6 protein-coding genes are annotated in these 5,449 nt (G+C 37.2%); 4 read left to right on the plus strand and 2 right to left on the minus strand.

The features are described from left to right. Positions 1-28: 28 nt before the first annotated feature. A complete protein-coding gene (arsS, locus tag IQ228_RS20075; RefSeq protein WP_027404256.1) occupies positions 29-1,003 on the minus strand; it encodes an arsenosugar biosynthesis radical SAM (seleno)protein ArsS in 975 nt (324 codons plus the stop codon). Between the two features lie 453 nt (positions 1,004-1,456). Between arsS and IQ228_RS20080 the strand changes: the two genes are divergently transcribed. Beyond that, positions 1,457-2,239: an Rpn family recombination-promoting nuclease/putative transposase gene (locus IQ228_RS20080; RefSeq protein ID WP_027404255.1), complete on the plus strand. Its 783-nt coding sequence runs from the start codon at positions 1,457-1,459 to the stop codon at positions 2,237-2,239. A gap of 231 nt (positions 2,240-2,470) precedes the next feature. Here the strand turns inward: IQ228_RS20080 and arsM are convergent, their stop codons facing one another. Beyond that, positions 2,471-3,439 (minus strand): arsenosugar biosynthesis arsenite methyltransferase ArsM, encoded by a 969-nt coding sequence (arsM, locus tag IQ228_RS20085; protein ID WP_193964131.1) that lies wholly within the window; start codon positions 3,437-3,439, stop codon positions 2,471-2,473. 279 nt (positions 3,440-3,718) lie between these two features. Between arsM and IQ228_RS20090 the strand changes: the two genes are divergently transcribed. The 3 genes from IQ228_RS20090 to IQ228_RS20100 all read left to right on the plus strand — a co-directional run bounded on the left by IQ228_RS20090 (position 3,719) and on the right by IQ228_RS20100 (position 5,043). Beyond that, positions 3,719-4,336: a TMEM165/GDT1 family protein gene (locus tag IQ228_RS20090; protein ID WP_027404253.1), complete on the plus strand. Its 618-nt coding sequence runs from the start codon at positions 3,719-3,721 to the stop codon at positions 4,334-4,336. Between the two features lie 157 nt (positions 4,337-4,493). Further along, entirely contained in the window at positions 4,494-4,718 is a 225-nt protein-coding gene (locus tag IQ228_RS20095) for a CopG family transcriptional regulator (protein WP_027404252.1), read from the plus strand. Beyond that, positions 4,705-5,043 carry a type II toxin-antitoxin system PemK/MazF family toxin gene (locus tag IQ228_RS20100; RefSeq protein ID WP_193964133.1) on the plus strand — a complete coding sequence of 113 codons (339 nt, stop codon included), beginning with the start codon at positions 4,705-4,707 and terminating at the stop codon, positions 5,041-5,043. Before IQ228_RS20095 ends, IQ228_RS20100 begins: the two co-directional genes overlap by 14 nt. Positions 5,044-5,449: the final 406 nt, after the last annotated feature.

Consider the following 5,449-nt stretch of genomic DNA (forward strand, 5'->3'; position numbering starts at 1 on the left):
GATATATATATTCTTAATATTTGTCACTTTATACTATAGCACCACCACAACTAGAACCACACCCCGCGGCACAACCATAGCAATATTCAGCAGTTTGGATTTCATTAATTATATCTAAACTACCAATTTCTAATAATTTGCTCACCGTCAACTTTTCACCATTGCTAGTTTTTGCAGGTAAATTCATCATTTGGTTAAAGTCACAATCATAAATATTCCCTAAATAATCAATAGAAAGTTGTTCACGGCACATTAAACCATCAATTGTTTTTGGGTTAAAGTGAGATTCTAAAAAATGTAAATAACTAGAATAAAGTTGTTTTCGTTCTAAATGAAACTTTGTTCTCCCTACAGGTATATTAGTAATTGTGAAAAGATGATTAAATCGAATATCAAACTTTTTCGACAGAAAGGTTTTATAAGCCTTTTCTAAATTTTCTTGTTCGGGAGTTAAAGAAAAATTTTCACTATTTGGTAATGGAGGATTGTACACCAAATCTAAAACTAAATTTGGGTTTTGACCATAACCTAATTTATTCAACCATTGCAAAGCTTGAATAGATTGCTCAAAAACACCATCTCCCCGCATTTTGTCCACATTATCTGCTAAATAACAAGGAAGAGAAGCCACAATTCTAACTTGATGTTGAGCAAAGAAATCTGGTAAATCCTCAAATCCCTCCACAAAATAAATTGTCAAATTTGATCTCACAATTACCTGTTTACCTGCCTTTATAGCAGCTTCTACCAATGGCTTAAAACCATAATTCATTTCTGGTGCGCCACCAGTTAAATCAACAATTTTAATTTCGGGAAACTTCTCAATTAAAGTAATTAACTGTTGACAAATTTCCGGTGTCAGTTCCTCAGTTCTTTTGGGACTAGCTTCTACATGGCAATGGTTACAAGCTAAATTACAACGTTTTCCCAAATTAATTTGTAAAACGTTAATTTCCTTCTTTGTTAAAGGTGAATTTAGCTGTTGAAAAAAAGGTGTAATCATAGAAGCATCTCCAGCACGAATTTCTATAAAAGGATGTTTTAAAGGTCATTTAACCTAAGAGACAGGGGGAAGTGACAGACTATTGATAATGCTGCGTGGGAATGTAGTTAAGAGGCTCTGCCTCTATTGTACCTGGAGGTAGAACCTCTAAGATGACATTCCCAGTCAGAGACTGGGAACGAGGAAAAACGAGGAAAAGCAAGAGAATTTACAATTTGGGGAAATCTTGTTGTTTGAGCGAGTTGCACGCATTTATTTAGACATCTCGTTCCCATGCTCTGCGTGGGAATGTAGTTAAGAGGCTCTGCCTCTATTATACCTGGAGGTAGAACCTCTAAGATGACATTCCCAGTCAGAGACTGGGAACGAGAGTTTTCTGGCTTTGCGTCTTTACTCCTTTGCCTCTTTGCGCGAAACCTTAGCTAGATTAGATATAAGAATTATTCAATTACCGTGAAAACCGATACAATTTTCTATAGCTTATTTCAAGCATTTCCTCGCATCTTTTTTGAATTAATTAATAATTCTCCCACAGAAGCAGATGTTTATGAATTTACCTCTCGTGAAGTTAAACAACTGGCTTTTCGTTTAGACGGTTTATTTTTACCAACCACCAAAGATCCTAAAAAACCATTTTACATTGTCGAGGTTCAATTTCAACCCGATGATGATTTATATTATCGTCTCTTTGCAGAGCTTTTTCTCTACCTGCGACAATACAAAACTCCTCATCCTTGGCAAGCTGTAATCATCTATCCTAGTCGTAATATAGAAAGAGAACAGAATCTACAATTTGGCGAAATCTTACTGCTTGAACGAGTTACACGCATTTATTTAGATGAGTTGGGAGAGAGTTCTTTAGGGGTAGGAGTTGTTAAACTGGTAATAGAAACAGAGAAAGCTGCACCAGCATTGGCAAGACGCTTAATTGCACAAGCAAACCAACAACTAACTGATACCAAAATCAAACGGGATTTAATTAATCTGATTGAGACAATTATCGTCTATAAATTACCCAAAAGAAGCAGAAAGGAGATTGAAGCTATGTTAGGTTTAAGTGAGTTGAAACAAACCAGAGTTTATCAAGAAGCTTTAGAAGAAGGTAAAGCTGAAACAACAAAACTGTTTGCTTTAAAATTGTTACGAATTGGCATGAGTTTAGAACAAATTGCCGAAATTACAGAATTATCTCTTCAGCAAATTCAGGCTTTACAAAGAGAAATTCAAGAATCATAGTTTTAATTAGAACTTGCTGATAGCGTCGCGTAAGTAGTGAGACAAAATTAATTACACAATGTCATTGCGTTAGCGCAGCGTGGCGTTAGCCATAGGGAACTAAGTGAAATGAAGCAATCGCCAGGGTTGTGATTGCTTCCCTTCCCTCGCAATGACTGTAAATATTTTTGTCTAATTACTTATGACTCTTGCATCGTCACACAAGCTATAACAATATAAACATACATAAAATTAACAACATCCCCCACCATCATAATACCATGTAGAATTAGTAATAATGATTTCTTCAGGATTTGAATTTGCTAAATTTCCCGCTGTTTTATCACAAACCGCCGCCGGAATACCGCGTTGGAGAATATGTCCAGCGTTATCATCAAAAAAGTTTTCCTTACCTGCATAAATCGCTGTTTTACCAGTAAAAATACAAGCACCATCTGCGGGAATATCTACTTTAAAAACCACAGAATCCAGACTTTCTAAAAGTAGATTTTCTTCTAGTTTATAAGTTTGTTTATCTAATAACCGATAAGGACGACGGGCGCGAATTTCAATTTGTCCAAAACCAGCATTAATAATTAGATTAGTATACTCTTGATATGTGAGTGCGCCGGATAAACACGAAGCGCGTAAATGTTCATTTTTTTGTAAATGAGCAGGAATTGGACTTGTAGCGATTGGGTCACTCATCTGCAAGCGCCCACCTGGTTTTAATACCCGATATGCTTCCTTTAAAGCGCGAGTTAAATCTGCGGGTTCAAAAATATTAAACAGGCAATTTTGCGCGACTACATCTACAGAAGCATCCGCAACAGGTAAATTAAAAGCATCCCCCGGACGAATTTCGACAAAGCTAGGATCAAACCAAGAGTTTTCCTTTACAGCAAGTTGTAAATTACGGGTTGCAGCTTCTCGCATAGCTTCCACAGGTTCGACAACAATAATCGCACTAGGACGACGAGAAAAATAAGCAAATTGCAAAGCTTCCAACCCACCACCGACACCAACATATAAAACTGTGGGTTCATTACTGAGTTCATTGTGATGAACTGTAGTTCCACAACCATAGTTCATTTCCTGCATAGCCAGGGGAATTTTCAGTCCTGGTAGTTGTAAAGGTGTACTTTGGACACAGCAAAGACCTATTTCTGGTGTTTGGGCAACTTGGCTGTAAAATTGGGCTGCGGTTTCTAAATAGGTCATAATCTCAAATTAGGGTTTATGGCTTGACTTTTATTGTTAAAAAGAGTATTATACATGACTAATAGAAGGGGAGTAGCTGCTGACAGTAAATCAAAATTTTCTGCTCAGTATATCTAAGTCAACATACTGGTGATGAGCCTGGTTTAGATAGCGAATAAATAAAGTATTTGAAAGCGAGACCTTCACTGACTACACATTTAACTATGTGGAGTTCAGTGAGGTTGAATGGCTCTCATTGATACTCCACACAGGTAAAAAATCCTTTAGGAGTTTGAGAGAGTGCTAACAGCTTTTACCGCAGGTTTATTACTAATTACCATTTCCGAATTAGGCGATAAAACATTTTTTATTGCTGTGATATTGTCCATGCACCACCCCCGGCGTTTGGTATTTGCTGGTGTGGTGGCTGCTTTGGCGGCTATGACTATCTTATCAGTTGCATTTGGGCAGGTAGTATCTTTATTACCAAAAGTCTATATTCATTACGCGGAAATAGTTTTGTTTATTGCCTTTGGTTTGAAGTTAACTTATGATGCCAATAAAATGGCTGTATCTGCTACCGAAGAAGTCGCAGAAGAGGCACAAGAAGCGGTAGACAAAGCAGAGTTAAATAACTCCCAGCAAAAAACTGTTTGGTCAATTTTACTGAAATCCTTCGTATTAACATTTATAGCAGAATGGGGCGATCGCACACAAATAGCCACCATAGCCCTAGCTGCTGGAAATAACCCCATTGGTGTCACCGCTGGTGCAATATTAGGACACGCAATTTGTGCAGCGATCGCCGTCATTGGTGGTAGATTAATAGCAGGTAAAATTTCCGAACGGCAAATTACCTTTATCGGCGGCTTTCTATTTATCATCTTCGGCATAGTCGCAGCTATAGAGGGAAAATAATTAACATCGAAAACAGATGTTAGAACCCCGATTTCTTTAAGAAGTCGGGGTTATGGGTTTTTGTGTGTTTTCTTGGTCGCTGAATGTTAAGTGTATTACCCCCCACTATTTATGTTACTATAAAGTAGGAAAAATATAATTACCTTTTGGTAATACTATGCAAGCTGAAAAACTTTCCATTTCTTTACCATCCTCTTTGGTGCAGTTTATTGAAAATTATAAATTGACTAAAGGCTGTAAATCTCGTTCTCAAGTAATTGAGTTAGCCATAGAATTACTGCGTTATCAGGAACTAGAGCAAGCTTATCGGGAAGCTGCGGCAGAATTTGACCCAGAATGGGATTTAACTGTAGGAGATGGGCTAACAGATGAAACGTGGTGAAATATACCTTGCAAATCTCAGTCCCGCAGTGGGGTCAGAAATGGATAAACGCCGTCCTGTACTCATTGTTAGCAATGATGCTAATAATAATGCCTCTACTACGGTGACGATTGTACCGATTACATCTAATATGAGTCGTGTATATCCTTTTGAGGTTTTATTAAATCCAGAAGATTCCGGTTTATCTAAAACTTCTAAGGTACAAGCGCAACAAATACGGACAATTTCTAAACAGCGCATTTTAGGAGATGTGGTAGGGTGTTTAAGTCAAGAGTTGATAGATTTGGTCAATGATGCTATTAAGTTACATTTAGCTTTGGAGTAGCAGATATTAAAACATATACACTTGACCTTAAACCTAATTCATAAATAGAAATTTGACAGACCACTAGTACCGCAGGGCGGAAGTCAAAAGTCAAAAGTCAAAAGTCAAAACGAAGACAGTATAGGCTTTTTAACGATTTAGAATGGTTGGTTTATTTATGCCGTGTTGTACTAGCAGTTTCAGCCAAAGTATGACTTCCTGTAATTTCCGCATCTACACGCAATTTGTGCTGCGATCGCCGTCATTGGTGGTAGATTAATAGCAGGTAAAATTGATATTACCTGAGTTCGATGTAAATAAAAAGTCTAAAAGTACGTAACAGCAATAGTTCTGTCAATAAGTATTGGTTATTGAGAATTAAAGCCCACGCCAAAAAGTTCTCAAAAAATTAATTTTTTGAAATGTA

It is taken from the genome of Dolichospermum sp. LEGE 00246 (assembly GCF_015207865.1).
Classification (GTDB): Bacteria; Cyanobacteriota; Cyanobacteriia; order Cyanobacteriales; family Nostocaceae; genus Dolichospermum; species Dolichospermum heterosporum.